The 25,860-nt window shown below is 60.9% G+C and carries 26 protein-coding genes; 19 read left to right on the forward strand and 7 right to left on the reverse strand.

The genetic code is table 11. From position 1 onward, the window contains the following. Positions 1 to 29 precede the first annotated feature (29 nt). Positions 30 to 626, forward strand: a complete 597-nt coding sequence (locus ACLD1X_RS04235; RefSeq protein ID WP_008053960.1) for a MarC family protein — start codon at positions 30 to 32, stop codon at positions 624 to 626. Positions 627 to 644: 18 nt separating this feature from the next. On the opposite strand, the gene ACLD1X_RS04240 is transcribed toward ACLD1X_RS04235, so the two are convergent. The 7 genes from ACLD1X_RS04240 to cobG form a co-directional block, all read right to left on the reverse strand. Further along, on the reverse strand, positions 645 to 1,346 hold the full coding sequence (locus ACLD1X_RS04240; protein WP_429366262.1) for a hypothetical protein: 702 nt from the start codon (positions 1,344 to 1,346) through the stop codon (positions 645 to 647). 21 nt (positions 1,347 to 1,367) lie between these two features. Continuing rightward, positions 1,368 to 2,177: a hypothetical protein gene (locus ACLD1X_RS04245; RefSeq protein ID WP_429366263.1), complete on the reverse strand. Its 810-nt coding sequence runs from the start codon at positions 2,175 to 2,177 to the stop codon at positions 1,368 to 1,370. 153 nt (positions 2,178 to 2,330) lie between these two features. Beyond that, positions 2,331 to 3,098 carry a hypothetical protein gene (locus ACLD1X_RS04250; RefSeq protein ID WP_429366264.1) on the reverse strand — a complete coding sequence of 256 codons (768 nt, stop codon included), beginning with the start codon at positions 3,096 to 3,098 and terminating at the stop codon, positions 2,331 to 2,333. 238 nt (positions 3,099 to 3,336) lie between these two features. After that, positions 3,337 to 5,040: a precorrin-3B C(17)-methyltransferase gene (cobJ, locus tag ACLD1X_RS04255; RefSeq protein ID WP_429366265.1), complete on the reverse strand. Its 1,704-nt coding sequence runs from the start codon at positions 5,038 to 5,040 to the stop codon at positions 3,337 to 3,339. Beyond that, positions 5,040 to 5,771, reverse strand: a complete 732-nt coding sequence (locus ACLD1X_RS04260; RefSeq protein WP_253563583.1) for a precorrin-2 C(20)-methyltransferase — start codon at positions 5,769 to 5,771, stop codon at positions 5,040 to 5,042. Before ACLD1X_RS04260 ends, cobJ begins: the two co-directional genes overlap by 1 nt. After that, complete coding sequence (locus ACLD1X_RS04265; RefSeq protein ID WP_429366266.1) at positions 5,771 to 6,397, reverse strand: precorrin-8X methylmutase; 627 nt, start codon at positions 6,395 to 6,397, stop codon at positions 5,771 to 5,773. The genes ACLD1X_RS04260 and ACLD1X_RS04265 overlap by 1 nt, the downstream gene beginning before the upstream one ends. Beyond that, positions 6,390 to 7,712, reverse strand: a complete 1,323-nt coding sequence (gene cobG / locus ACLD1X_RS04270; RefSeq protein ID WP_429366267.1) for a precorrin-3B synthase — start codon at positions 7,710 to 7,712, stop codon at positions 6,390 to 6,392. The genes ACLD1X_RS04265 and cobG overlap by 8 nt, the downstream gene beginning before the upstream one ends. A 168-nt stretch (positions 7,713 to 7,880) precedes the next feature. Between cobG and cbiE the strand changes: the two genes are divergently transcribed. The 18 genes from cbiE (at position 7,881) to urtE (ending at position 25,829) form a co-directional block, all read left to right on the forward strand. Beyond that, positions 7,881 to 9,092: a precorrin-6y C5,15-methyltransferase (decarboxylating) subunit CbiE gene (gene cbiE / locus ACLD1X_RS04275; protein ID WP_429366268.1), complete on the forward strand. Its 1,212-nt coding sequence runs from the start codon at positions 7,881 to 7,883 to the stop codon at positions 9,090 to 9,092. Beyond that, positions 9,085 to 10,182, forward strand: coding sequence for a cobalt-precorrin-5B (C(1))-methyltransferase (locus ACLD1X_RS04280; protein WP_429366269.1), 1,098 nt, complete (start codon positions 9,085 to 9,087; stop codon positions 10,180 to 10,182). Before cbiE ends, ACLD1X_RS04280 begins: the two co-directional genes overlap by 8 nt. Continuing rightward, complete coding sequence (locus ACLD1X_RS04285) at positions 10,179 to 10,904, forward strand: cobalt-precorrin-6A reductase (RefSeq protein WP_429366270.1); 726 nt, start codon at positions 10,179 to 10,181, stop codon at positions 10,902 to 10,904. Before ACLD1X_RS04280 ends, ACLD1X_RS04285 begins: the two co-directional genes overlap by 4 nt. A gap of 56 nt (positions 10,905 to 10,960) precedes the next feature. After that, positions 10,961 to 11,296, forward strand: a complete 336-nt coding sequence (locus ACLD1X_RS04290; RefSeq protein WP_429366271.1) for a type II toxin-antitoxin system RelE/ParE family toxin — start codon at positions 10,961 to 10,963, stop codon at positions 11,294 to 11,296. A 4-nt stretch (positions 11,297 to 11,300) separates the two neighbouring features. Further along, positions 11,301 to 11,624, forward strand: a complete 324-nt coding sequence (locus ACLD1X_RS04295; protein WP_008016808.1) for a DNA-binding protein — start codon at positions 11,301 to 11,303, stop codon at positions 11,622 to 11,624. Between the two features lie 108 nt (positions 11,625 to 11,732). Further along, entirely contained in the window at positions 11,733 to 12,131 is a 399-nt protein-coding gene (locus tag ACLD1X_RS04300; protein ID WP_429366272.1) for a DUF2946 domain-containing protein, read from the forward strand. Positions 12,132 to 12,177: 46 nt separating this feature from the next. Next, entirely contained in the window at positions 12,178 to 12,657 is a 480-nt protein-coding gene (locus ACLD1X_RS04305; RefSeq protein WP_429366273.1) for a copper chaperone PCu(A)C, read from the forward strand. Positions 12,658 to 12,678: 21 nt separating this feature from the next. Further along, a complete protein-coding gene (locus tag ACLD1X_RS04310) occupies positions 12,679 to 13,134 on the forward strand; it encodes a DUF2946 domain-containing protein (RefSeq protein ID WP_429366274.1) in 456 nt (151 codons plus the stop codon). A 126-nt stretch (positions 13,135 to 13,260) separates the two neighbouring features. Beyond that, positions 13,261 to 15,378: a TonB-dependent copper receptor gene (locus ACLD1X_RS04315; protein WP_429366275.1), complete on the forward strand. Its 2,118-nt coding sequence runs from the start codon at positions 13,261 to 13,263 to the stop codon at positions 15,376 to 15,378. Between the two features lie 109 nt (positions 15,379 to 15,487). Next, positions 15,488 to 16,867 (forward strand): PepSY-associated TM helix domain-containing protein, encoded by a 1,380-nt coding sequence (locus ACLD1X_RS04320; RefSeq protein ID WP_429366276.1) that lies wholly within the window; start codon positions 15,488 to 15,490, stop codon positions 16,865 to 16,867. A gap of 180 nt (positions 16,868 to 17,047) precedes the next feature. Further along, a complete protein-coding gene (locus tag ACLD1X_RS04325; RefSeq protein WP_429366277.1) occupies positions 17,048 to 17,836 on the forward strand; it encodes an ABC transporter ATP-binding protein in 789 nt (262 codons plus the stop codon). Further along, positions 17,833 to 18,792, forward strand: a complete 960-nt coding sequence (locus ACLD1X_RS04330; protein ID WP_429366278.1) for an ABC transporter substrate-binding protein — start codon at positions 17,833 to 17,835, stop codon at positions 18,790 to 18,792. The genes ACLD1X_RS04325 and ACLD1X_RS04330 overlap by 4 nt, the downstream gene beginning before the upstream one ends. After that, the gene (locus tag ACLD1X_RS04335; RefSeq protein WP_429366279.1) at positions 18,789 to 19,799 is read left to right on the forward strand and encodes a FecCD family ABC transporter permease; all 1,011 of its coding nucleotides are present in this window, start codon (positions 18,789 to 18,791) and stop codon (positions 19,797 to 19,799) included. Before ACLD1X_RS04330 ends, ACLD1X_RS04335 begins: the two co-directional genes overlap by 4 nt. A 320-nt stretch (positions 19,800 to 20,119) precedes the next feature. Next, positions 20,120 to 21,385 carry an urea ABC transporter substrate-binding protein gene (gene urtA / locus ACLD1X_RS04340; protein WP_007996683.1) on the forward strand — a complete coding sequence of 422 codons (1,266 nt, stop codon included), beginning with the start codon at positions 20,120 to 20,122 and terminating at the stop codon, positions 21,383 to 21,385. A gap of 155 nt (positions 21,386 to 21,540) precedes the next feature. Further along, positions 21,541 to 23,043: an urea ABC transporter permease subunit UrtB gene (gene urtB, locus ACLD1X_RS04345; protein WP_429366280.1), complete on the forward strand. Its 1,503-nt coding sequence runs from the start codon at positions 21,541 to 21,543 to the stop codon at positions 23,041 to 23,043. Further along, a complete protein-coding gene (gene urtC / locus ACLD1X_RS04350; protein WP_429366281.1) occupies positions 23,043 to 24,122 on the forward strand; it encodes an urea ABC transporter permease subunit UrtC in 1,080 nt (359 codons plus the stop codon). The genes urtB and urtC overlap by 1 nt, the downstream gene beginning before the upstream one ends. Next, complete coding sequence (gene urtD / locus ACLD1X_RS04355; RefSeq protein WP_429366282.1) at positions 24,119 to 24,991, forward strand: urea ABC transporter ATP-binding protein UrtD; 873 nt, start codon at positions 24,119 to 24,121, stop codon at positions 24,989 to 24,991. Before urtC ends, urtD begins: the two co-directional genes overlap by 4 nt. Positions 24,992 to 25,130: 139 nt before the next feature. Next, positions 25,131 to 25,829 carry an urea ABC transporter ATP-binding subunit UrtE gene (gene urtE / locus ACLD1X_RS04360; protein WP_060542795.1) on the forward strand — a complete coding sequence of 233 codons (699 nt, stop codon included), beginning with the start codon at positions 25,131 to 25,133 and terminating at the stop codon, positions 25,827 to 25,829. The last annotated feature ends 31 nt before the right edge of the window (positions 25,830 to 25,860 follow it).

Consider the following 25,860-nt stretch of genomic DNA (forward strand, 5'->3'; position numbering starts at 1 on the left):
CGACTTCCCTCGCCAGTGAGCCCGGCACCATGCTCCATGTGTTGTTCAGCGTTTACCTGAAGATGCTGGTGCTCTACAGCCCATTCTTCGTATTGTCCTGCTTCATCAGCCTGACCCGTGGTTATTCGCGCAAGGAGCAGCGTCGGCTGGCCTGGAAAGTGGCGGTCGCCACACTGGTCTCCAGCGTGTTGCTGTACTTGTTCGGTCGAGTGATTTTCAGTGTTTTCGGCATTACCGTGGATGCATTCCGCATCGGCGCCGGCAGCGTCCTGTTCATCTCGGCACTCGGGATGGCACAAGGCAAATCGGCGGTGCAGACCGACAACGTGCAGCAGGATGTGACCATCGTCCCGCTGACCATTCCGCTGACCGTCGGCCCCGGCACCATCGGTGCCTTGCTGGTGATGGGCGTGAGCCAGCCGCACTGGGACGACAAGCTCACCGCCATTGTCAGTATTGCGCTGGCCAGTTTCACCGTGGGGGTGGTGCTGTTTTTGTCCGGCCGTATCGAGCGCATTCTTGGCGACCAGGGGCTACAGATCGTCAGCCGCTTGATGGGGTTGTTCGTGTGCGCATTGGCGGCGCAGATCATCTTCACTGGTGTGAAGGGATACCTGGTGCCGTGACGGGCCGGCAAGTACACATCAATAAAGTCTTTCGACCTCCTTTTCACGCCGCCCACCGAGGGTGTCGAGTACCCACTTCCTTTTGTGCTCTGCATAGTCCTCGTCCAGTTGAGCGACAATGCATTGCGTTTCAACATCTCCGACAATCTCGCTCAACATGAATCTCTGATTGAAAAAAACCGGGGCAATGGATACACGAGTAGCCAGGTTGATAGTCAACAGTCTAAGGGTTGCAGACTCGTCCACCACGCCGGCATGGAACCTGATACGGTTGACAACCGGGGCGCTACCGCTCTCCGCTCCCAAGGCGTATCGCGTCAACAAATCGAGACCTGGGCTCTGCACTTCAAGACTCAAGCTGTGTTGCAGCAAAAGATCCAGCGACCTGCACTCATCTGGCGCCAACAAAGGCGCCAGCCGATTCCTGACAAGGCTCTCGAAGGTGACGAAATCATCCACAGAGGAGGAAAAGACCCCATCCCCGACCCGGCCCGGCACTTTATAGAGAAGAAACTTCAATGCCTCGATACACCTAGTGTTCCAAGCGTTGAAATTCTTGAACTCCGGGTAGCTCTTGATCGAGGTCAACTGAGCCAAGAGAAATGAAGAAAGGATGTCTTCGCGCACCGACGCCGACAGCGATGACGAAATAGCCAGCAAGCTACCCGCATTAACATAAGCACTACTACTCATATTGCACCCCCAAAAGGTCAGGTGCATTGCACCTGACCAGACCGGAAATCAGATACCAAAGTCCATTTCCAGAGACTTGTCGACAGCCTCATAGAACCTGTTGGCTGCGTCCTCTTTATTTTGGGTGTAGTCATCGGCATGGATGCTGAAAACACCCTTGGACTGAAACAACTCGCCAGTCGAAGTGGTTTTGTCAAAGAAAGCGATCTTGGTATTTCCAGAGACGGTGTAATAACTGATAGCGCTCAACACCAGACTGACTTCGCCATCGCTGTCCTGCGCACAGCTTGCGAGACCGAAGTTTGCACCATCGCCTTTCTTACCGTTACGCTCATAAACCTTCAAGGCTTCTTTATTGGCCTGCAGACCTTCGATCGCTTTTTCCACCCCTAGCTTCAGGACAGGTCCGAGACCGCCGGCAACACCGCCGATCATCGACTTGGCAATGTCCAGCACCAAATTGGACATTAGCAGGCCGCTTGATGACTCTTGATAATTGATAGTCGGATTGCCGAACATGCTCCAGCCCATGGCCTTCATCCCTTTGAGCATGTGTTCCCAGCGTTTATTTTGATCTTGCTCGCGAGGGAACCTGATCTGTGCAGTCAGGTCGGCAAACAAAAAGGTTCGCTTCACGATTGTTTTGTTGCGGCGACTCACGCCCTCGGGAAAGGAAATCATCGTGGAATTGAGAATCGCCGCGTTCAACTTATCGCGATCAATGGGTAGATCGGCAGCACGGCGAACTCGAGCACCCGCACCCTGTTGCTGAATAGCAGGCAAGACTTCTTTCAGACTTTCCTCGATAAATTCCAGGCACTGTGCTTCGTTCATCTCTACAGCAGCAATATCAGTCATTATTAATATCCATATAGTTTGTAAAAAGGGCAGATTCCAGCCCAGGAGCAAAAATTAATTTTTTAAACCACGCATTAATACTGGCCAGATCATGTAAACCACACACAACCAAGCAGTAAAACCATTACTTGCAAGACTATATTCAATACACTTTCAAAGCCTTAGCTCGATTTCAGCCATATCGCTCGCCTCGAGGATATCTTCCAGTTCCTGTTTCGTTTGAGCGTAAGCATTTCTGTCGAGATAAAAGCTTCTGTAATTATGTCGCAACTCAGCCTCCCCCGCCATCCAACTTACAAACAGGAAAGTCTCGGTTTCTTTCTTGGCATTCAACCGTGCGTGATTGAGTGCCACTGTCAGTATCCCTTTACTATCACGGCCTGCTGGTGCAATTTGAAAGGATTTTCCGTACAGCGTCGCACCAGCATATGTCGTCAGCCCACGAGAGTCAGACTCTAGCGCCTTGAAAGCCGCCATAGTGTTAGCCAGCATGGGCTCATTACCCAATTGCCGAACCGCTTCAATCATTTTCCCGGAAACCGTACCGGACAGATCCCTATAAACCTTTTCACCCGGATGTCGATCCGAATACCATCCAAAATGATTAAGCGTTCTTGCGTACAGATTCAGCCAAGCGTCAAGGCCAAGCGCTTCATCTTCGTATCTATCACACATCAAACTGGCAATCTTGATGCTGTTATTGATTTCTTTCTTTTCCTCCCTGCTCACGCCTGCCATACAGCCCAGCAGCGTCCCGCCAATCAGCATCGCACTTTGCGCACGGTCATCATATATCCTGACATCATCGCCAACAGCAAATCTCCTGACCCTACCTGAACGCTGGGCTCGAGGAAAGTCCATATTCCGGATAAACTCAAGGCGTTGTTCAAGCCTGGGGATAACTGAAAAATCAAAGTCCATTTTGAATACTCTCCATTAACACAAACCGCACACCCTATCGAAACAAAGAAACTCCAGAGTTACAAAGCATACACAACAAGGGACTGCTACCAACAGGTATATCACACAGTATCAAAACAGCTCACTACGTATACTTTAGATATTTAAACGTATATTTCCAGCACAAACCCCACAAACCAGAAACTTGCTTATGCCGGATATTTCACAAAAAAAAACGCCTCCAAAGAGGCGTCTTGATTCAGGAAGCGGGTTTGTCGCCGTACCAGCGCGGCGTGTAGACCCATAAGCCTCCCTCAGGACGAGGGAAGGAGCAGGTGGTGGACGAGCCGATCAGCACCATGGTGCGCATGTCGACCTGATCCGCGGTCAACTGCCCCAGAGTCGTGACGTGCAAGGTCTGGCCTGGACGACCAATGTCCCGCCCCAGGACCACTGGTGTTTCCGGCGCACGGTGCCCGGCGACTATCTCCAATGCCCTTCCCAACTGCCACGGCCGTGAACGGGAGATCGGATTGTAGAAGGCCAGTGCCAGATCAGCGTCGGCGGCCAGATCCAGACGTTTCTCGATGATCGACCAGGGCTTGAGGTTGTCGGACAGCGACATCACGCAGAAGTCATGCCCCAGCGGCGCACCGGCCTGGGCGGCGGTGGCCAGCGAAGCGGAGACCCCGGGGAGGACCTCCAGATCGACGTTGTGCCAGGCCGGGTCGCACGACTCGTGCAACGCTTCCAGCACGGCGGCGGCCATGGCGAACACACCCGGATCGCCAGAGGATACGACTATGACCGAACGGCCCTGGGCGGCGAGCTCAAAGGCATGACGCGCGCGCTGCATTTCTTCCCGGTTGTCTGTGCAATGTTGCACCTGGTCTTCACGAAACGGCCCGGCCATGCGTACGTAGGTCTCATAACCGAGCACATCGGTCGCCCGCGCCAACTCGGCTTTCACCGCCGGCACCATTAGTTCGGCGGCGCCCGGGCCGAGGCCGATCACTGCCAGGCGGCCGCGCGGACGACCGATCCGGGTCACATCCAATGGCTGTTCGGCCACGGCAATGGCGAGGCAACCAGCCGTCGTAATTACCGTCGCCTCCGGCACCGCGCTACGCGCCAGCGCCACCATGTCGGCGGCAGTCGCAACATAACGTAGAGGCACACCCAGTTCAAGCGCGGCTTCGCGCAATGCCGGACTGGCCATCTCGGTATCCGCCGCGACCAGACAGGCCAACGCCTGAACGGCGATTTTCGCTTGCTGCAGCGCCGCGCGAACGATGTCTGACAACCCCGCCACCCCGGCGTTCACCACCACCGCGACACTGCGCGGATAAATCAGCAGTTCGTTGGCGCTCACCTCACGCTCGGCAGTACCGACAAGGATCGAATGCCGCGCCTGCGGATCTTCGGGCAGTTGCGCCTGAACCAGCCATGGCGCGACGCCCTCGATGCGCACACTGTGGCCGGCGAGCAGGTCGGAGACAAACCGCTTGCCCGACTCCAGATCACCCAGCGTGTAGCCGCTGGGCGGATTGAGCAGGCAGGTGCCGAAGCGCAGTTCGCCGCTGGTGGTGATCGCTGCCGCGACTTCAAGCGCCGAGGCGATCTCCCGTGCCAGCACATTCACTCCACCCAGGCCGCCGAGCAACGGCACCACGGCACTGCCGTCCTCGGCCACGGCCAGCACTGGCGGCTCGGCGCCTTTTTCCAGTAGCAGTGGCGCCAGGGTGCGAATGACAATACCTGCGGCGCAAAGGGCAATGATCGGCACGGCCTGATGATATAGCTCACGCAGGTTCGTACCGAACTCCTGATACGTGCGGTCGGCACCTTCGACCCGTCCGGCCAGGCCATGGATCAGCGCGGCGGGATACACTTGCTGAATGCGGCGGGCAGTGGCCAGGCTACCCTGGCCAAGAATGACGATGGCTGGCGTTGATTGAGTCATCAGCCTTGCCACCTTTCACCGGGAACGATGATCAACGAGAAATACGGCGAGGACATCGGCTCGACCTGGTCCAGCGGCACGATCTTTTGGTTGGCCATGGTCGCGCGTTCGACGTAAAGCGCACGCTCGGCCAGGCCGAGTTCTTCCAGTACCTGGCGGACCTTGGGAAAGTTGCGTCCCAGCTTCATGATCACCGCGGCATCGGCATCGGCCAGGCGGCGCTTGAGTTCGTCGTGCGGCAACACACCGGACAACACCGACAGACTCTGATTGCGATACACCAGTGGTGCACCGAGCACCGAGGCACCGCCGAGCATCGAGCATACACCGGGCACGACTTCAGCCTGATAACGCTGGGCGAGCCGGTCGTGCAAGTACATGTAGGAGCCGTAGAAGAACGGATCACCCTCGCAGATCACCGCCACGTCACGACCCGCGTCGAGATGCGTGGCCAGTTCTGTGGCAGCGTCATCGTAGAAGTCACTGATCACTTGCTCGTAGGACAATGGCGCCGGCAAGGCTTCGGTGGTCACCGGGTACACCAGTGGCAACAGGTTCTGTGCGTCTTGCAGGTGTGCTTCGATGATGCCGAAGGCATTGCCCTTCTTGCCCTTGGCGACGAAGTACGCCACTACAGGCGACTCGCGCAGCAAACGCAGAGCCTTGACGGTAATCAGTTCCGGATCACCGGGACCGACGCCGAGGCCGATCAAACGTCCAGGTTGCTGCATCATTCGATCTCCGTGGCGAGGGCATTGACGGCGGCGGCGGCCATGGCGCTACCGCCCAGGCGACCCTGCATGATGACAAAAGGCACGCCACGGCTGTCGGCCGCCAGCGCTGCCTTGGATTCGGCGGCGCCGACAAAGCCTACTGGAAAACCGAGGATCAACGCCGGTTTCGGCGCACCGGCATCGAGCATTTCCAGCAAGTAAAACAGTGCCGTCGGCGCGTTGCCGATGACCACCACGCTGCCTTCGAGGTGCGGGCGCCACAGTTCCAGCGCAGCAGCTGAGCGGGTATTGCCCAATTCACGGGCCAGTTCCGGAACGCTCTCATCGCGCAAGGTGCAGATCACCGGATTGTTCGCCGGCAACCGTGCGCGGGTAACGCCCTCGGAGACCATTCGCGCATCGCACAAGATTGGCGCACCGGCTGCCAGTGCATCACGCCCGGCCTGGCCCGCCCCTTCGGAAAACTGCAAACCGTCGATGGCCTCGACCATGCCGCAGGCGTGAATCACACGGACCGCGAGTTTCTCCAGATCGGCCGGGATTCGGTCGAGGTTGGCCTCGGCGCGAATGATCGCGAAGGAGTTGCGATAGATCTCCTGACCGTCGCGGATGTAATCAAGCATCAAGGGGGCTCCGTGAGCGGGCGTCGAGCAGGGCCGCGACCGCTTCTATAGTAAGGTTGTGTGCGTGCAGTGCGCCGAAACCCGGCTGCACTGCATCGCGAAAATAGAGATCGTAGTGACCGGGGGCGACGGCCAGCAAGGTGACGGGCGCCGTATGCGCGGCGGCACAGGAACGCGCACACCCGCTCAAATGCACGCTCGGCGTTTGACCGTGACGCTGCAGCAAGGTGGCCAATTGCAGGGCATCGCCCTTGGTCTCGGCCAGGCCTTTACCGCAGCCATTTGAACCGGCGCAGGCGATCAACCGGGACAAGGGCTGATCGGCTTCGCACTGCAAGCCCAGACATTGCAATTGCCGAATGACCTCAGCGGCGTTTTCTGCGCGGACATTGGGCAGCAGCAGGCTTTGCCAGGGTGTGAAGCGCAGACTGGCATCACCGAATTCACGTGCCAGTTGTGCCACGCCCCGCAGCATCGCCGGATCAAGTCGCCCCAAGGGCGGGACAGCCCCCACATAGACAACACCGGGCTCGGACTGGGGATGGGCGCCGATGTGCAAATCACTGGCGCCCGAAACCCGCTGCCAGCCGAAAACGGCTTGCATCGGTACTCGCTCAGCCAGCCGAAGCAGTAAGGCCTCGACCGAATGCTCGGCCAGCAAATGGCGCATCCGCGTCTGCTCGGGCCGCGCCAGTTCAAGGAACAACTCAAGGACCGCGACCACCAGCGCATGCCCGTCATCGAGTGCAATCGAACCGGCAGGACTGTCCGTCGGGCATCCCGCCAGGCCGAACGCCAGCCGTTGCTCACCGTCTCGCGCAAACGCCGAGAGCCACAGGTCATGGGGATGTTCGAGCATCGCCAGGCCTTCACCGCCATCAAGCAGCACGGCGAACTTGGCACTGAGGTCGTGAAAAACCTCATGGCCCTGCAATGTGGCGAGGATCTGCCCGGCCAGCGGGCGAGTGTCGAACAGCCTATGCCGGTCGATCCCGGCACCCGGACTGAGCATCAGGTTGCGCACATCGTCGCCGGCCGCCGTGCGCGGTCCCAGATCGGCGGCCAGCAGGCTGTCGATCAACTCTGATTGCTCGTTACCGATGCCGCGGATCTGCAGGTTGGACCGGTTGGTCGCCTCGATCGCTCCGCTGGCGAAACGCTCGGCCGCAGCCGCCACGGCCTCGGCCTGGACGCTGCTGATCGAACCGCCGTTCAACTTGATCCGGCAGATTCCGCCATCCAGCGCGGGCACGATACGCAGCAACCCCGGACAAGCCGAGGGGCGTAAGGCAGCGGACAGCGGACGTTCGTTCAAGGCGGACCCGTTCAGGTGGCGAGGCGATTCACGGCGAAAGTGCGCGGTATTATGCCTGCTTTACTTCGCTGCATGAAAAGACTCCGGTCGGGAAGAGAAGGCAGTCAGCCCATGGAACCCGCGCTATCATGCCGCCCAACAACGTTGAACGCGTGATTGAGGAACAGCATGACACCCTGGCTGACGGTACTAGGCATCGGCGAAGACGGTTTCAAGGGCCTGGGCAAGAACGCCCGGCATGCGCTGTTGCGCGCCTCGAAAATCTTCGGGGGCCAGCGACACCTGGATTTGCTCCCGCCGTGCATACGCGGCGAGCGCCAGCCGTGGCCGAGTCCTTTCTCCCTTGAGTCACTGCTGTCGCACCGTGGCGAACCCGTGTGCGTCCTGGCCAGCGGCGATCCGATGTTCTTCGGTGTCGGCGCCAGCCTTGCCCGGCAACTTCCCGCAGCCGAGATGCTGACGCTTCCCGCGCCCTCCTCCTGCTCACTGGCCGCAGCGCGAATGGGTTGGCCGTTACAGGAGGTGGTGACACTTTCGGTGGTGGCCCGGCCTGTCGCCGCACTCAACGCCCACCTGTCCAGCGGCGTGCGCTTGCTGGTATTGAGCAACGACGGCCGTAGCCCCGCCGCCATCGCTGCACTGATGCGCGAACGCGGCTTCGGCCCCAGCCGTCTCACCGTGCTGGAACATCTGGGAGGCGACGCTGAACGACGCATCGAAGGTATCGCCAGCGACTGGAACCATTCGCCGATCGCCGACCTGAACCTGATCGCCATCGAGTGCGTCGCCGAGCCCAACACATTGCGGCTGTCGCGACTGGCCGGCCTGCCGGACGCGGCGTTCCGGCACGACGGCCAACTGACCAAGCGCGATGTGCGCGCCATCACCCTCGCGCGCCTGGCTCCGACTCCCGGCGAACTAATGTGGGACGTCGGCGCCGGCTGCGGCTCGATCGGCATCGAATGGATGCGCGCTCACCCCAGTTGTCGCGCACTGGCCATCGAGGCAGATGCGGGCCGACAAACGTTGATCGAACACAACCGCGATGCCCTCGGCGTCCCCGGCCTGCAACTGGTTCGCGGCAGCGCCCCCCAGGCCTTGGCCGGGCTGGAGCGGCCGGATGCGATTTTCATCGGCGGCGGCGTCACCCGCGAAGGCGTGCTTGATGCCTGCTGGGCCGGACTCAAACCCGGGGGCCGGTTGATTGCCAACGCGGTCACCCTGCAAAGTGAAATGACCCTGATGGCCTGGCGCGAGCAACACGGCGGGGAACTGACCCGCATTCATATCGCCCAGGCACAACCGCTGGGCGACTTCGACACCTGGCGCCAGGCCTTGCCCATTACCCTGCTGGACGTGACGAAGCCCTTCGATGCGTGATGAAACCGCCGAACAACCCGCCCCCCTGCGCAGCGGCCTGACCACCGGCAGTTGCGCCACGGCTACCAGCCTCGCCGCCGCGCGCCTGCTGCTGGATGGCACAGCGGCCGATGCCGTGGAAATCGTGTTGCCCAAGGGCAAACAGGTGCAGATGCGCCTTGAGTTCTGCCGGCTGATCGAGGACGGCGCCGAAGCGGGAACTATCAAGGATGCCGGTGACGATCCGGACGTGACCCACGGTGCCCTGCTCTATTCCCAGGTACGCCTGAGCGCCGAACCGGGGACTCGCTTCAAGGCCGGACGCGGCGTCGGCACCGTGACCCGGCCCGGACTGGTGCTGGGAGTCGGCGAGCCCGCGATCAATCCGGTGCCACGCAAAATGATCAGTGAGCACCTGGCCCGACTGGCCGACGAACTCGGCTACAGCGGTGGTTTCGACGTCACGGTCAATGTCGAGAACGGCGAGGCCCTGGCACTGAAAACCATGAACCCGCGCCTGGGCATTCTTGGTGGCCTGTCGATACTCGGTACCAGCGGCATCGTCCGGCCGTTTTCCTGCGCGGCCTACATCGCCTCGATCCACCAGGGCATCGACGTGGCGAAAACCAACGGTTACCTGCACATCGCCGCCTGCACCGGCAACGCCAGCGAAGACACCATGCGCCGGGTCTACAACCTGCCGGAAATCGCCCTGATCGAAATGGGCGACTTCGTTGGCGCCGTGCTCAAGCATCTGCGCAAAGTGCCTGTGGATAAACTCAGCCTGTGCGGTGGATTCGGCAAGATCAGCAAACTGGCGGCCGGGCATATGGACCTGCACAGTCGCCATTCGAGCATTGACCTGCCGCAACTGGCGTCATGGGCGGCGCAGATCGGCGCCGATGCGGCCTTGCAGCAGCGCATCCGCGAGGCCAACACCAGCCAGCAGGCACTGGCCATGGCCGCCGCAGCCGGGGTCGCCCTGGGTGATGCAGTCTGTCAGCACGCCCTGGATTTTGCCCGCAGCGTGGTGCCGGCGCAGGTACAGGTGGAAGTCTTTGCCATCGATCGCCAGGGTGGGATTGTTGGCCATGCGGGAGCCTTTCAATGAAGCGCATCCTGTTGCTCGGCGGCGTGACCGAAGCCATGGCCATTGCCCGCACACTGGGACCGCAGCATATCTACAGTCTGGCCGGCGTCGGTCGGATACCGACGGATCTGCAATGCCAGGTTCGCGTCGGTGGCTACGGCGGTGCCGAGGGGTTGGCGCAATTCATCCACGATGAAGGCATCGATCTGCTGCTCGATGCCACTCACCCCTACGCCGCCCAAATCAGCCAGAACGCCGCGACCGCCGCGCGCTTGAGCGGCATTCCCTGCTGGGCACTACGGCGTCCGGCCTGGCAAGCACAGGCGGGTGATGACTGGCGGGAAGTCCGCGATTGGGCCGAACTGATCGAAGCCCTGAAGCCCTTCCGCCGACCGCTGTTCACCCTCGGTCGCGAGCCCCTGCAACACCTTGATGAAATTCCTGCGCAACAATTCTGGACCCTGCGTGCGCTGGACGAGTATCCGGGCAACGAGCGCTGCGAAGTGATCGGAGCCCGTGGGCCATTCCTGATCGACGATGAACGTGAGTTGTTCGAGCGGCGAAACATCGACGTGCTGATCAGCAAGAACAGCGGCAGCACGGCAACCGAGCCGAAACTGGAAGTCGCGCGTGAGCTAGGGGTGCCTGTGATCGTCTTGAAGCGGCCGGTGTTGCCCGACATGGATCGGGAATTCCTGACGCCTGAGGAAACACTTGGCGCGTTGTCGGTCTTCGTTCATTAGGTCAGGATCATTGGCTTGCATGATAAGTAACCTATTTGTTACCGTCAGGGCCGCCTGTGATCACACTCGAAGAATACGTACAGGACAACGAAACCAGCCCCTTTGGTTGCTGGTTTTCCAACTTGAATGCACAGGCAGCGCTTAAGGTATCCACCGCGCTGCTGCGCCTTGAGTTAGGAAACACATCAAACATCAAGTGGTTCGATGGGCTCGGCGAGTACCGTATAAATTGGGGGCCGGGCTATAGGATCTATCTCGTTCAAGAAGGTAAACACCTGATCATCCTTTTTGGTGGTGGTGACAAGTCCACACAAAAAGCTGACATCAAACAAGCGAAAGTACTGATAGCCGAGTTTCGATCCCGAAAAAAGACTGAACGGCACCGGAGATAACGTCATGGCGCTCACCCGAAGCTACAAACACACCATCGCCGAGCGTGCCCAACGTGATCCCGAGTTCGCCCAGGCACTGTTGGATGAGGCTGCTACTCTGTTTCTTAACGGCGAACCCGAAATGGCCCGGATCATCCTGCGCGACCTCATCAATGCCACCGTTGGTTTTGAAGAACTGGCAAAGGAAACGGCAAAGCCCAGCAAAAGCCTCCATCGAATGTTGTCCGCCAAAGGCAACCCAAGCATGGACAACCTGGCTGCAATATTCGCCGTAATTCGCGCTACGCTTGGAGTAGAAATACAAGTACATGCGGTGCGTGCGCACTGAGCTAATGTATTTTGCTGCGACACCACACCGCACGCAGCCTTTTTACTTATCGGCCCTGATCAGGCTAAATAGCCCGCGCCTGATCGCCCACCCAAACGGATTTGTCCCATGTCCCGACAACGGCTCGCAATTGCCTGGATAGCCTGCTTCGCAGTGCTGTTCAACATGCTCGCCATGCCGATGTCCGCAGCGATGGCACAAACGGTGAAGTCACCGGCCGAACAGTTGTTGTGGGGCAGTTTCTGCAGCTCCGGCGGCACCAGGATGGTGGCGGTTTCCATCGGGGACCTGGAACAGAAAGCCCCGCAAAGCGACGATCACTCCAACATGCAGCATTGCTGGTGCTGCTCGGGCTCTGCGCCATTGGTGGCGTTGCCGGGGCATACGCCACAGCTGTATTTCGCGCACTTCGAGTCCAACCGAAGCCTGCCTGCGACCTTTCTCGAAAGCCCGTCACCGCGCCAGCAATGGCCGAGTCTCAACCCCCGCGCATCCCCTCTGGTGTGATTTTTTTCGCAATTGACTGCGTTTCAAATCATTCCGGAGAACTGCCATGTTGAACAAACTCATCGTTCTGGCCGCGTTGCTGCTGCCTGCCTGCTTTGCCAATGCCCACGAATACAAGGTCGGCGAGCTGGAAATCGCTCATCCGTGGTCCCAGGAGTTGCCGCCCAATGCGCCCACCGTTGCGGCGTATTTCGTGATCAACAATGAAGGCAAGACCGCCGACCGCCTGCTCAGCGTCGACACCCCCATTGCGGGCGAAGCGCAATTGCATGAACACCTGATGCAAGGCGACGTGATGAAAATGCAGCACGTGCCGAACGTGGATGTGCCCGCCGGTGGCGAGGTCACGTTCGCACCGATGGCCTATCACGTGATGTTGCTGGGCCTCAAGGACCGCAGCCTGCTGGTTGACGGCAAGCGCTTCCCGATGACGCTGCACTTCGAGAAGTCCGGTGACGTGACGGTCGAAGTCGCGGTGCAGAAGCAGGCGCCGGACAGCCTGCAAGCGCACGTGCACACGCCGTAATCGCCTGAGCTGACAACGCCCATGCGCTCGCTCAGCGCCAGGTCATCCAGGTCGCACAATCAGGCAATGAGCCTGACACGCGGCAGCTGGATCAGCCTGTTCGCCATGCTGATGATCTTTATCGGTCCGCTGATTTCTCAGTCGATGCCGATGGATTCGCGCGCCATGTCGATGAGCATGCCCGTGGGTATGAGCATGGGCATGAGCATGGGCATGTCGGCGATGGAGCATGCCGACCATGGCACGCAAGCCACCGCCGAGCACTGCCCGCCTGCCCCGGGGCATCATGTGCTGTGGGAAAAGTGCGGTTATTGCAGCCTGCTGTTCAATTGCCCGGCGCTGACCGGCGGCGTGTCCTTCGCCAACTTCGTCATTCCACCCGTCAACACCTTCACCACGCCCTCTGCGCGCCAGGGCCATGCCCGGCAAACCACCTTTCCCGGCGCCCGCACCCGCGCTCCTCCCGTCGTCGCGTAAACACTCACTTCTGATTTCACACGGTCCGCAAGACAGCCAAAGCAACCTGTGGGAGCAAGCTTGCTCCCACAGGGACAGCTTCAGGCTGCCGGCCGTGTCGTTTACGACTGTTCGATGGAAATTGTCATGTCCAGGTTTTCTGCTGTCCCGTGCTTGAGCCCTGCCCGAGCCTCTTTTGCCCTGAACGAATCGGCTGTTCGTTTCAGGCACGCCACCGCCCTTCTGTGCGGTGCCTTGCTGGCCCCTTCCGCGCTGGCCGATGAACATGCCGGTCACAGTGAAGAACTGAGCCCGACGGTGATTACCGCCATTGCGCCCAGTTCGCCATTGACCATCGTCACCAATCCCAAAGACCCGCGCCAACCGGTGCCGGCCAGTGACGGCGCCGATTACCTGAAAACCATCCCGGGCTTCGCCCAGGTGCGCAATGGCGGCACCAATGGCGACCCGGTGCTGCGTGGCATGTTCGGTTCGCGACTGAACATCCTCACCAACGGCAGCATGATGCTCGGTGCCTGCCCGGGCCGGATGGACGCCCCGACTTCCTACATCTCGCCGCAAACCTACGACAAGCTCACGGTGATCAAAGGCCCGCAAACCGTGCTGTGGGGGCCGGGTTCTTCGGCCGGGACCATCCTGTTCGACCGCGAACCGGAACACTTCGGCGAGCTCGGCACCCGGGTCAATGCCAGCGTGCTGGCCGGCTCCTGGGGCCGCTTCGACAAACTGGTGGACGCTGCAGCCGGTGGCCAGTCGGGTTACGTACGGGTCATCGGCAACACCGCGCACTCCGACGACTACCAGGACGGCAATAACGACACCGTGCCGTCGCGCTATGAGAAATGGAACGGCGATGTGGCAGTGGGCTGGACGCCAAACGCCGACACCTTGCTGGAGCTGACCGCCGGCCGTGGCGATGGTGAGGCCCGGTACGCCGGGCGCGGCATGGACGGTTCGCAGTTCCTGCGCGAAAGCCTCGGCCTGCGTTTCGAGCAGTCCAACATCGGCGACGTACTGGATAAGGTCGAAGCGCAGGTCTACTACAACTACGCCGATCACGTGATGGACAACTACACCCTGCGCACGCCCTCCGGCACCGGGATGATGGCCGGCCCCATGGCCTCCAACGTCGACCGTCGCACCCTCGGCGCACGGGTCAAGGCCACCTGGCGCTGGGCCGATGTTCAATTGATCAGCGGCATCGACGCACAGACCAACGAGCATCGCCAGCGCAGCGCCATGGGCATCGACACCTACAAGGACCTGCCGTACACCAAGGACGCCGACTTCCATAATTACGGCGTGTTCGGCGAATTGACCTGGTACGCCGCCGACCGTGATCGCCTGATCAGCGGCGCACGCCTGGACCGTGCCTCGGCCAAGGACTATCGGCAGACCACCGGCTCGGGAATGATGACCCGCCCGAATCCAACCGCCGACGACACCCGCGCCGATACCCTGCCGAGCGGTTTCATCCGCTACGAGCACGACCTGGCCGACAGCCCCACCACCCTGTATGCCGGCCTCGGTCACTCCCAGCGGTTCCCGGATTACTGGGAGCTGTTTTCACCCAAGTCCGGCCCCGCCGGCTCGGTGAATGCCTTCGATTCGATCAAACCGGAAAAAACCACCCAGCTCGATTTCGGCCTGCAATACAAGACCGAAGTACTTGAGGCCTGGGCCTCGGCTTACGTCGGGCAGGTGCGCGATTACATCCTGTTCAACTACACCCCGACAATGATGGGTACAACCTCGCAAGCCGAGAACATCGACGCGCGAATCATGGGCGGTGAACTGGGTGCCGCCTACAACTTCACCGACAACTGGAAAGCCGACGCGACCCTGGCCTACGCCTGGGGCAAGAACAGCAGCGATGGCACGGCGTTGCCGCAGATGCCGCCGCTGGATGCGCGTTTCAGCCTGACCTACAGCGAAGACAACTGGAGCGCCGGCGCACTGTGGAGAGTGGTTGCCGCGCAAAACCGCGTCGACCTGAACAAAGGCAACGTGGTCGGCAAGGACTTCGACAAGACGCCGGGTTTCGGCGTGTTTTCCCTCAACGGTGCCTATCGGATCAACAGCAACTGGAAGGTCAGCAGCGGCATCGACAACCTGTTCGGCAAGGCTTACGCCGAGCACTTGAACCTGGCCGGCAACGCCGGTTTCGGCTTCCCCGCCAATGACCCGCAAGCCATCAAGGAACCGGGGCGCACGCTCTGGACCAAGGTGGACATGAGTTTCTGACAACAACGCAGGCAGGCCGCTCTTTTGTGGGAGCGAGCCTGCTCGCGATCGGTTGCGCAGCAACCGCCAAACAAACAACTAAAAGATCCAGCCAAGCGGAGCACACGTGATGAAACAGCCTAAAGTGAATTTCTACAACCTGGCCTGGAGCTGGCATTTCTATGCCGGATTGTTCGTGGCGCCTTTCATGGTGATGCTGGCCCTGACCGGCACCATTTACCTGTTCAAACCGCAACTCGACTCGCTGATGTACAGCAGCCTGCTCAACGTTCCGGCCGGTCATCACACTGTCCCGGCCGACGATTTGCTCAACCGGGTGAAAGGCGCTTATCCACAAGGCACGATCAAGCAATACCTGCCACCGGTGAACGCCGAACGCAGTGCCCAGTTTGTCGTGCTCGACAGCGGTAAGGAGCTGAATGTTTTCGTCGACCCGTACCACGGCGACATCCTCGGCGAGCAAGACGCCAAGAAGAACCTGCAAGCCATCGCGCGGGCGATTCACGGCGAATTGATGATCGGCACCGTTGGCGATCGACTGATCGAACTGGCCGCCGGTTGGGGCGTGGTGCTGGTGGTGTCCGGCATTTTCCTGTGGTGGCCGCGCGGTCAGGCGGCGGGCATTTTGTGGCCGCGCCTGAACAGCCGTGGGCGCGTATTGTGGCGTGACCTGCACGCGGTCACCGGGTTCTGGGGCGCGTCCCTGTTGCTGGTGATGCTGCTCAGCGGCATGACCTGGACCGGCTTCTGGGGCAAGCAATACGCCGAAGTGTGGAACGTGTTCCCTGCCGCGATGTGGGATGACGTGCCGAAGTCCGACATCGAGGCACGCAGCCTCAACAGCGCCACGCGTCAGACCGTGCCATGGGCCATGGAAAACACGCCGATGCCAATGTCCGGTGACCACGCCGAGCACATGGCCCACGACGGTGCGCTCGCCGGCCCGGCAGCGCCAACCATCAGCCTGCAAGACGTGCAGAACATCGCCACTCAGAGCAAGGTCGAACCGGGTTACAGCATCACCCTGCCGACCACCGCGACCGGCGTGTTCACCATCGCCGTGTTCGCCGATGACCCGCGCAACGACGCCACCCTGCATGTCGATCAGTACAGCGGCAAGGTCCTGGCCGATGTGCGTTTCGAGCACTACGGCAGCGTTGCCCGCGCCACGGAAATCGGCGTGATGCTGCACGAAGGCAAAATGTTCGGTCTGTTCAACCAGATCATCGTGCTGCTGATCTGCCTGATGATTCTGCTCAGTGCCGTCAGCGGTGTGGTGATCTGGTGGAAGCGTCGCCCGCAAGGAAAACTCGGCGTGCCGCCGCTGCGTCACGACCTGCCGAAATGGAAAACCGCGATGGTGATCATGTTCGCCCTGGCAGTGGCCTTTCCGTTGGTGGGTGCTTCGCTGGTGGTCGTGTGGTTGCTTGATCGCCTGCTGCTGTCGCGTTTTACCCGGCAGACTGAAAGCGCTTCATCTTCATCATGAAACAGGCGAGATGCGCGGGGCTCAATGGGCTGTAAACTCCCCCGCGCGTCTCCCCCTAACATTCAGGGTGTCCTTTCGGGCCCCTTCGCGGGCAAGCCCGCTCCCACAGGAATTGCGTAAATCCTGTGGGAGCGGGCTTGCCCGCGAAGGGGCCATCAGCATCACCTCAAGAGTTACTGCATGACCTCGCTGAACCTCGCAAACATTTCCTGGACACCTCTGGGCCACGGCCATTGCCATCACCAGTTCCAGCTGCGCAATGCTTCCGTGCACGTAGCCGCCGGAGAGTTCGTCGGGCTGATCGGGCCCAACGGCAGCGGCAAGACCAGCCTGTTGCGTTGTGCCTGGCGCTTCAGCAAACCGGAGCACGGCGAAGTCAGGCTCGATCACCGGAATGTCTGGAAGCAATCCTCGCGCTGGTGCGCGCAACGCATCGCCGTGGTGTTGCAGGAGTTCCCCGATGCCTTCGGCCTGACCGTCTTTGAGGTGGTCGCCATGGGCCGCACACCGCACAAAGGCTTGTTCGATGGCGACACGCTGGAAGACTCGAACCTCATCAACCAGGCCTTGGCATCGGTCGGTCTCGAGGGCTTCGAAGACCACGGATTCGCCACCCTTTCCGGTGGCGAAAAACAGCGGGTCATCCTCGCCCGCGCCCTGGTCCAGCAACCACAGTTGCTGATCCTCGACGAACCGACCAACCACCTCGACCCGCGATATCAGCTTGAGCTCTTGCAGTTGGTCAAGCGCTTGAACATCGGCACCCTGGCGAGCATCCATGACCTCAATCTGGCTGCGGCTTTTTGTGATCGGCTGTACGTGATCAACCATGGTCGTATCGTCGCCAGCGGCACGCCCAAAGACGTCCTGACAGTTGCGCTGCTGCGCAATGTGTTTGGTGTCGAAGCGCTGCTCGATGAACATCCGCTGCACGGCTACCCACGAATCACCTGGATAACCCAACCATGACTTTGCGTTCCCTGCTGCGCTCCTGCCTCTCTCTCACGATGCTGCTGGGCAGCGCCCAGGCATTGGCCGAAGCCACCCATTACCCGCTGACGATCAAAAGCTGCAACCGCGAAGTGACCTTCAAGCAGGCGCCGCAACACGCCCTCAGCCACGACATCAACATGACCCAAATGATGCTCGCCCTCGACCTCAAGCCACGGATGGCCGGTTACAGCGGCATCAGTGGCTGGAAGGCCGTGACGCCCCGGATGCAGAGCATTCTCGAAGGTCTGCCGGAGCTGGCGGCCAAGTACCCGTCGGTGGAAACCCTGCTCGATGCCAACGTCGATTTCCTCTTCGCCGGTTGGGACTACGGCATGCGCGTCGGCGGCGATCTTACGCCGCAAACCCTGCAACCGCTGGGCATCAATGTGTATGAGCTGACCGAGTCCTGCGCCTTCGTGATGAAGCGTCCTGCCGCGACCCTGGAAGACACTTACAACGACCTGCGCAACCTCGGCAAGATCTTCGACGTGCAGGATCGCGCCAACGCGCTCATCGCCGACATGCAGAATCAGGTCGCCGAGATCGGCAAGGACCTGCCGGCGGAAAAGCCCCGGGTCTTCCTCTATGACAGCGGCGAAGACCGCGCCATGACGTCCGGTCGCCTTGGCATGCCGCAAGCGCTGATCGACGCCGCTGGCGGGCGCAACGTGCTTGATGACGTCGATGCGAGCTGGACCCGGGTCAACTGGGAGACCGTGGTCGAGCGCAATCCACAGGTCATCGTGATCGTCGACTACAGCGAAATCACCGCCGAGCAGAAGATCCGGTTCCTGCTCAATAACAAGGCGCTGCAATCGGTGGATGCGATCAGGAACCAGCGCTTCATCGTCATCCCTTACGTGCAGGCCACGCCGGGTATCGACAATGTGCTGGCAGTGGCAACCCTCGCCAAAGGTTTCCACGGCGAATGATCAATCGTCGTTTTGCGCTGCTGCTGATCGCCCTGGGCATCGTGCTGCTGGTGTCGTGCGTAGTATCGCTGGGCTTCGGTCCGGCCCGGGTGCCGGTGGACGTGGTTTGGCGGATCCTGCTGCACAAGCTGTTCGGCATCGGCGTGCAGGACTGGAGCGCCGGTCAGGAACACATCGTCTGGCTGATCCGCGTGCCGCGCATGTTACTGGGTGCGCTGGTGGGCGCCGGGCTGGCACTGATCGGTGCGGTGCTGCAAGCGGTGACACGCAACCCGTTGGCGGATCCGCACCTGCTCGGCGTCACCTCCGGCGCCACCCTCGGCGCGGTGATCGTGGTGTTGCATGTCGGCGAAATCGTCGGCCTGCTGACATTGCCGATCGCCGCGTTCATCGGTGCGCTGCTGAGCATGCTGGTGGTGCTGATGATCGCCAACCGTCATGGCCGCCTGGACAGTGACCGACTATTGCTCTGCGGCGTGGCAGTGTCCTTCGTGATGATGGCGATCGCCAATCTGCTGCTGTTCATGGGCGACCATCGCGCCAGTTCCGCCGTGATGTTCTGGATGCTCGGCGGCCTCGGCCTGGCGCGCTGGGAGTTGCTCGCGGTGCCGGCACTGAGTGTGTTGCTCGGCCTGGTTCTGTTGCTCGGCATGGCACGACCGCTGAACGCATTGATGGCCGGAGAACAGACCGCCGTCACCCTCGGCCTGAATCCCCGGTCGGTGCGCCTGCGCGTGTTCGTGATCGCTTCGCTGATGACCGGAGTGCTGGTGTCGATCAGCGGCTCCATCGGTTTTGTCGGGCTGATGGTGCCGCACATTGCGCGGCGTCTGGTCGGGGCCGAACACCGACGTCTGCTGCCAGTGTGCGTCCTGCTCGGCAGCGTGTTTCTGGTGTGGGTCGATGTCGCGGCGCGGACGCTGATCGCGCCTGAAGACTTGCCTATCGGTGTTGCCACAGCCGCACTTGGCGGATTGTTCTTCATCGGTCTGATGCGCCGCCGCTGATCCCACAGGAACACCACTGAACCCTGTGGGAGCGGGCTTGCTCGCGAAGACGGCGGCACATCCAGCATCAATGTGCCGGACATACCGCTTTCGCGAGCAAGCCCGCTCCCACATTTGATCTGCGGTACCGCCCTAATGTGGCGCACCTCCTCGCACCAACGCGCCTGGCGCGGTCCTTCATGGTGCATCACCCCAACCGCGCGACCGCTCTAATACGACATTTCCCTGCCTTTTTCCGACTGGGCACAGCCCTTGCAAAACACCCTTCAGTCGTCCGCATCTGCCAACCATAAAAACTCAATGTTCATGGAGATCGCACAATGAAGCGTCGCAGTTTGATCAAGGCTTTCACACTCTCGGCATCCATTGCCGCGATGGGCATGACCTGGACTGTCCAGGCCGCCGAGACCATCAAGGTCGGGATTCTGCATTCGTTGTCCGGGACCATGGCGATTTCTGAAACGTCGCTCAAAGACATGGCGTTGATGACCATCGACGAGATCAACGCCAAGGGTGGCGTGAACGGCAAGATGCTCGAGCCTGTGGTGGTCGACCCTGCTTCGAACTGGCCGCTGTTCGCCGAGAAGGGGCGCCAGCTGCTGACTCAGGACAAGGTCGCCGTGGTGTTCGGTTGCTGGACCTCGGTGTCGCGCAAATCGGTGCTGCCGGTGTTCGAAGAACTCAACGGCCTGTTGTTCTACCCGGTGCAATACGAAGGCGAAGAGATGTCGCCGAACGTGTTCTACACTGGCGCCGCGCCGAACCAGCAGGCGATCCCGGCGGTGGAATACCTGATGAGCGAAGAAGGCGGCAGCGCCAAGCGCTACTTCCTGCTCGGCACCGACTACGTCTACCCGCGCACCACCAACAAGATCCTGCGTTCGTTCCTGCACTCCAAAGGCGTGGCCGACAAGGACATCGAGGAGGTCTACACCCCGTTCGGTCACAGCGACTACCAGACCATCGTTGCCAACATCAAAAAGTTTTCGGCGGGTGGCAAGACGGCCGTTATCTCCACCGTCAACGGCGACTCCAACGTGCCGTTCTACAAAGAGCTGGCCAACCAGGGCCTGAAGGCCACCGACGTACCGGTGGTGGCGTTCTCGGTCGGTGAAGAGGAACTGCGCGGCATCGACACCAAGCCACTGGTAGGCAACCTCGCGGCGTGGAACTACTTCGAATCGGTCGAGAACCCTGTGAACAAGAAGTTCGTCGATGACTGGAAGGCCTACGCGAAGAAACACAACCTGCCAGGCGCCGACAAGGCCGTGACCAACGACCCGATGGAAGCCACTTATGTCGGCATCCACATGTGGGCGCAAGCGGCGGAAAAAGCCAAGTCCACCGACGTCGACAAAGTCCGCGAAGCCCTGGCCGGCCAGACCTTTGCCGCGCCGTCCGGTTACACGCTGACCATGGACAAGACCAATCACCACCTGCACAAGCCGGTGATGATCGGCGAGATCCAGTCTGACGGTCAGTTCAACGTGGTGTGGCAGACCGAAGGGCCGATCCGCGCCCAGCCGTGGAGCCCGTTCATCCCGGGCAACGACAAGAAGCCGGAGTATGCGGTGAAGAGCAACTGAGCCATTGGGCCTGACGACGATTCAGGCCCAACACCACTCCCTGTGGGAGCGGGCTTGCTCGTGAAGACGGCGGCACATCCAACATTTATGTGACTGACTCACCGCTTTCGCGAGCAAGCCCGCTCCCACATTTAGTCCGAGCAAGGCGACTCTTTATGCCCACTGCCATCTACCGATTGTTCCTCGCAATCGCCCTGCTGTTGCCGATGGCCGTCCACGCCGGCGACGCCGAAGACTTCTTCGCCGCCAATCCCGTGCAGCAAGCCAGGCTGCTGGAAACCTGGGCTGCGCAGCCCGATCCGGCGCGTATCGAGTTGATCAACGCCCTGCAACAAGGCGAGTTGACCATCGACGGGCAGCCGAAAACCCTGCGCCTGAACAACCGCCTGCGGGGTCTCATCGACACGGCCCTGGCCAGTCATCAGTTGCTCGCCGCCGACGCTAAAATCCGTCTGGCCGCCGCACAGCAATTGCAGAAAAGCGCCAAACCCGCGCAGCTTGCATTCCTCGACCAGCAACTGACGGGCGAGAAAGACGAGAGCGTTCATGCCGCTCTCAGCCTGGCCCTGGCCAATCTGCAACTGGTCGACGCCGATCCGGCCGTGCGCCTCGCCGCCGTGCGTCTGCTCGGCGAAACCGGTGACCCACTGGCCCATACCCGCCTCGAAAGCCTGCTCGAACCCGCTGTGGAAACCGATACGACTGTGCGAACTGCCGCCGAAACCAGCCTCGCGCAAGTCAAACGCAAACTGCTCATCGGCGAAGTGCTCGGCCAGGCCTTTAGCGGCATGTCCCTGGGTTCGATACTGCTGCTCGCCGCCCTCGGCCTGGCGATCACCTTCGGCCTGCTTGGCGTGATCAACATGGCCCACGGCGAGATGCTGATGCTCGGCGCCTACTCGACCTACGTGGTGCAGCTGATGCTCCAGCGCTTCGCCCCGCAGGCCATCGAGTTCTATCCGCTGATCGCGCTGCCCGTAGCGTTTTTCGTCACCGCGGCCATCGGCATGGCGCTGGAGCGCACGGTGATTCGCCACCTCTACGGCCGTCCGCTGGAAACCCTGCTCGCCACCTGGGGCATCAGCCTCATGCTGATTCAGCTGGTTCGCCTGGTGTTCGGCGCGCAGAACGTCGAAGTCGCCAACCCCGCGTGGCTGTCGGGCGGGATCCAGGTGCTGCCCAATCTCGTGCTGCCGTACAACCGCATCGTCATCATTGCCTTTGCGCTGTTCGTGGTGGTGCTCACATGGCTGCTGCTGAACAAGACACGCCTGGGTCTCAACGTGCGCGCCGTTACCCAGAACCGCAACATGGCCGCCTGTTGCGGCGTGCCCACCGGGCGCGTGGACATGCTCGCCTTCGGCCTCGGCTCGGGCATCGCCGGTCTCGGCGGCGTAGCCCTGAGCCAGATCGGCAATGTCGGCCCGGACCTCGGCCAGAGCTACATCATCGACTCGTTCCTGGTGGTGGTGCTCGGCGGTGTCGGGCAGTTGGCCGGCAGCGTGCTGGCCGCATTCGGCCTGGGGGTTGCCAACAAGATTCTCGAACCGCAGATCGGTGCCGTGCTCGGCAAGATCCTCATCCTCGCGCTGATCATTCTGTTCATCCAGAAACGTCCGCAAGGTCTCTTCGCACTCAAAGGACGGGTGATCGACTGATGAACCAGCCCCTGATGCTCAAGGCCACACAAAAGGCCGGCCCGAAAATCACGATTGCCGTCGGTGCGGTGATTCTCGTTCTGCTACTGGCGTTACCGCTGCTGTCGCTGTTATCGCCGGACAACACGCTGCACGTTTCGGCCTACACGCTGACGCTGGTGGGCAAGATTCTTTGCTACGCCATCGTCGCACTGGCACTCGATCTGGTGTGGGGTTATGCCGGCCTGCTGTCCCTCGGCCACGGCCTGTTCTTCGCCCTCGGCGGCTATGCCATGGGCATGTACCTGATGCGCCAGGCTTCGGGCGATGGATTGCCGGCGTTCATGACGTTCCTGTCGTGGACCGAAATGCCATGGTTCTGGACCGGCACCAGCAGCTTCCTCTGGACCTTGTGCCTGGTGGTAGTGGCGCCGGGGTTGCTGGCATTGGTGTTCGGTTTTTTCGCCTTCCGTTCACGGATCAAGGGCGTGTACTTCTCGATCATGACCCAGGCCCTGACATTCGCCGGCATGTTGCTGTTCTTTCGCAACGAAACCGGCTTTGGCGGCAACAACGGCTTCACCAACTTCCGCACGATTCTTGGCTTTGGCATCACGGAGCCGGGCACTCGCGCGGTGCTGTTTTTCGCCACGGTGCTGCTGCTGGTGGCGAGCCTGTACATCGGCTGGCGCCTGGCGCAGAGCAAGTTCGGTCGGGTGCTGACCGCGCTGCGCGATGCGGAGAACCGCCTGATGTTCTGCGGCTACGATCCACGTGGGTTCAAGTTGTTCGTCTGGGTGTTGAGTGCGGTGCTGTGTGGCCTGGCCGGTGCGCTGTATGTGCCGCAAGTGGGGATCATCAACCCGAGTGAAATGTCGCCGACCAACTCCATCGAAGCCGCGGTGTGGGTGGCTCTGGGCGGACGCGGCACGTTGATCGGTCCGTTGCTCGGCGCCGGCGTGGTCAACGGCATGAAGAGCTGGTTCACCGTGGCCTTCCCCGAATACTGGCTGTTCTTCCTTGGCGCGCTGTTCATCGTCGTGACCCTGTACCTGCCCAAGGGTGTGATCGGTCTGCTGAAAAAAAGAGGTGAATCATGAGGGTCACTGCAACGGCTGAATTCATGCTCGAACCGGCGTTTTTTCCGCCACTGGAACCCAACCGTGACGCCGGCAGCAGCCGCGATGCCATCGGTCTCGGCCAACGTGCCGGCAAAGGCCTGAATACGCGCCACGGCACCATCCTGACCCTGGAAGACATCAGCGTCAGCTTCGATGGCTTCAAGGCGCTGAACAATCTGAACCTGTACATCGGCGTTGGTGAACTGCGCTGCATCATCGGCCCCAACGGCGCGGGCAAGACCACGCTGATGGACGTGATCACCGGCAAGACCCGTCCCAGTCACGGCAAGGCCTGGTTCGGCGAAACCCTGGACCTTGCTTCGATGAGCGAAGTGCAGATCGCCCAGGCCGGTATCGGCCGCAAGTTCCAGAAGCCGACGGTGTTCGAAGCCTTGAGCGTGTTTGAAAACCTTGAGCTGGCGCAGAACACCGACAAGTCGGTGTGGGCCAGCCTGCGGGCGCGCTTGAGCGGCGAACAGAAAGACCGCATCGCCGACGTGCTGGAGACCATTCGCCTGACCAGCTCGGTCAATCGCCCGGCCGGCTTGTTGTCCCACGGCCAGAAGCAGTTCCTGGAAATCGGCATGTTGCTGATGCAGGACCCGCAATTGCTGCTGCTCGACGAACCGGTCGCGGGCATGACCGACGCCGAAACCGAATTCACCGCCGAGCTGTTCAAGCGCCTGGCCGGCAAGCACTCGCTGATGGTGGTGGAACACGACATGGGCTTCGTCGGCTCGATCGCCGACCACGTCACCGTGTTGCACCAGGGCAGCGTGCTGGCCGAAGGGTCGCTGGAGCAGGTGCAGGACAACGAGCGGGTGATCGAGGTGTATCTCGGTCGTTGAAGCTGCGAACACCGTCACTGTGGGAGCTGGCTTGCCAGCGATGACGGTGGGTCAATCAACATCAATGCTGGATGTGCCGGCCCTATCGCTGGCAAGCCAGCTCCCACAGGGATTTGTGTGGAACAGAAGGAATTTGAACATGCTGCAAGTCGACAAACTGCACCAGTACTACGGCGGGAGCCACATCCTGCGCGGCCTGACGTTTGACGTAAAGGTCGGTGAAGTCACCTGCCTGCTCGGGCGCAACGGTGTGGGCAAGACCACGCTGCTCAAATGCCTGATGGGCTTGCTGCCGGCCAAAGAAGGGGCGGTGAACTGGGAAGGCAAGCCGATTACCACTTTCAAGCCGCACCAGCGGGTGCATGCCGGTATCGCCTACGTGCCGCAGGGCCGGGAGATCTTCGGCCGCCTCACCGTGGAAGAAAACCTGCTGATGGGGCTGTCGCGGTTTCCCGGCAGCGAAGCCAGGGAAGTTCCGGCGTTTATCTACGAGCTATTCCCGGTGTTGCTGCAAATGAAGCAACGGCGCGGCGGTGACCTGTCCGGTGGTCAGCAACAGCAATTGGCCATTGGTCGTGCGCTGGCCAGCCGCCCTCGCCTGCTGATCCTCGACGAGCCCACTGAAGGCATCCAGCCGTCGGTGATCAAGGAGATCGGTGCCGTGATCAAAAAACTCGCGGCTCGGGGCGACATGGCGATATTGCTGGTGGAGCAGTTCTACGATTTCGCTGCTGAACTGGCCGATCAATACCTGGTGATGTCCCGGGGCGAAATCGTGCAACAGGGACGCGGAGAAAACATGGAAGCAGAAGGTGTACGCGGGCTCGTCACCATCTGAGCCGTAACGCTCCGCACTCGCCTGGCCGGAA

It is taken from the genome of Pseudomonas sp. 18173 (assembly GCF_050432945.1).
Classification (GTDB): Bacteria; Pseudomonadota; Gammaproteobacteria; order Pseudomonadales; family Pseudomonadaceae; genus Aquipseudomonas.